The organism is Variovorax sp. 20P10.2.4, assembly GCF_058244205.1.
The window spans coordinates 1-1849 of sequence record NZ_JBZAYE010000995.1 but is presented as its reverse complement, the minus strand read 5'-3'; the positions used below and the strand labels follow the sequence as shown (position 1 = coordinate 1849).

At 73.8% G+C, this 1849-nt stretch carries 1 protein-coding gene; it reads left to right on the top strand.

What is annotated here, in order from left to right; all coding sequences use genetic code 11:
- A partial coding sequence (gene malQ, locus AC27VN_RS40345) for a 4-alpha-glucanotransferase (RefSeq protein ID WP_490880344.1) occupies nt 1–1849 on the top strand: 1849 nt, incomplete at both ends.

Genomic DNA, 1849 nt, shown 5'->3' with positions numbered 1-1849 from the left:
GCTGGCGCTCGATCCTGCCGTCCTGCCGCCTTCGGCCGATGGCCGTCACCTGTGGCACCTGCGCGACGAATACGGCGAGCCCAGCACGGGCGATGCGCGGATCGAGGCCGATGGCACGCTGAGCTTCGACGTCGAGCTGCAGCCCGGCTACCACCGCCTGTCGATCGAAGGCGCCGAGGGCGAGACCCTGCTGATCGCGACACCGGGGCGCTGCTACCGCCCGCCCTCGCTCGCGCCGGAAGGCGGCGGCCGCGCCTGGGGCCTCGCGGTGCAGCTGCCCGCGCTGCGCTCGCGGCGCAACTGGGGCATCGGCGACTTCGGCGATCTCTCGGAACTGGCCGCGCGCATGGCGCCGCTGGGCGTGGATGCGATCGGCCTCAATCCGCTGCATGCGCTGTTCGCCCACAACCCGCTGCACGCGAGCCCCTACAGCCCCTCGACGCGGCAGCAGATCGACGCGCTCTACATCGCGGTGGAAGCGGTGCCCGACTTCGCCGAGTGCGAGGAGGCGCGGCGCATGGTCGCCGTGCCCGCGTTCCAGACCCGGCTCAAGGCGCTGCGCGCCGCGCCGCTGGTCGACCGCGCGGGCGTGGCGCAGGCCAAGCACGAGGTGCTGCGCTGCCTGTTCGCGCACTTCGAACGCGCGCACCTGGGCCCCGACACCGAGCCCGGCAGCGACCGCGCGCGCATCTTCCGCTCCTTCGTGGCCGACCGCGGCGAGGCGCTGCACCGCCATGCGCTGTTCGAGGCGCTGCAGGCGCATTTCCATGCCGCCGACGCCTCGGTGCATGGCTGGACCGGCTGGCCCGAGGCCTACCGCGACCCGGCCTCGGAGGCGGTGGCGCAGTTCGAGCGCACGCATGCGAGCGAGCTGCACTTCCACCAGTACCTGCAGTGGCTGGCCTCGATGCAGCTGGCGGAAGCCGGGGCGCGCTGCCGCGCGCTCGGCATGCGCGTGGGCCTGTACCTCGACCTCGCGATCTCGGTCGACCGCGCGGGCTCGGATGCCTGGGGTGGCCAGTCGGTGTTCGCGCTCGGCGCGAGCGTGGGCGCGCCGCCCGACGAGTTCAATCCCCAGGGTCAGGGCTGGGGCCTGCCGCCGCTGCGCGCCGACCGCTTGCGCACGAGCGGCTACCGGCTGTTCGCCGACACGCTGCGCGCCAACATGCGCCATGGCGGCGCGCTGCGCATCGACCACGTGATGGGGCTGATGCGGCTGTTCTGGATTCCCGAGGGCAGCTCGCCGCGCGATGGCGCCTACGTGCAGTACCCGCTCGAGGAGATGCTCGCGATCCTCACGCTCGAGAGCCATCGCCACCGCTGCATGGTGATCGGCGAGGACCTGGGCACGGTGGCGCCGCGCGTGCGCGAGGCGCTGGCCCGGGCCGACGTGCTGTCGTACCGCGTGCTCGTCTTCGAGACGCGCGGCAGCGAGTTCCTGCCGCCCGCCGATTACCCGGGCGCGGCGCTCGCGACCTTCGGCACGCACGACCTCGCGACCCTGGCCGGCTGGTGGTCGGGCCACGACCTGCGGCTGCGCGCGCAGCTCGGGCTGTTCCCCTCGCAGGAGCTGTTCGAAAAGCAGCAGGCCGACCGCGCGGCGCAGCGCGTGGGCCTCCTGCGCGCGCTGCATCGGCAGGGCCTGCTGTCGGCCGAGCAGATGGCCGCGGCCGCCACGGCCACGCAGCCCGATGCCGCGCTGACGGCCGCCGTGCATGCCTACATCGGCGCCACGCCCTGCACGCTGGCGATGGTGCAGCCCGAGGACCTGCTGGGCACGCTCGACCAGGCGAACCTGCCGGGCACCACCGACGAGCTGCAGCCCAACTGGCGGCGCAAGCTCGAGGCC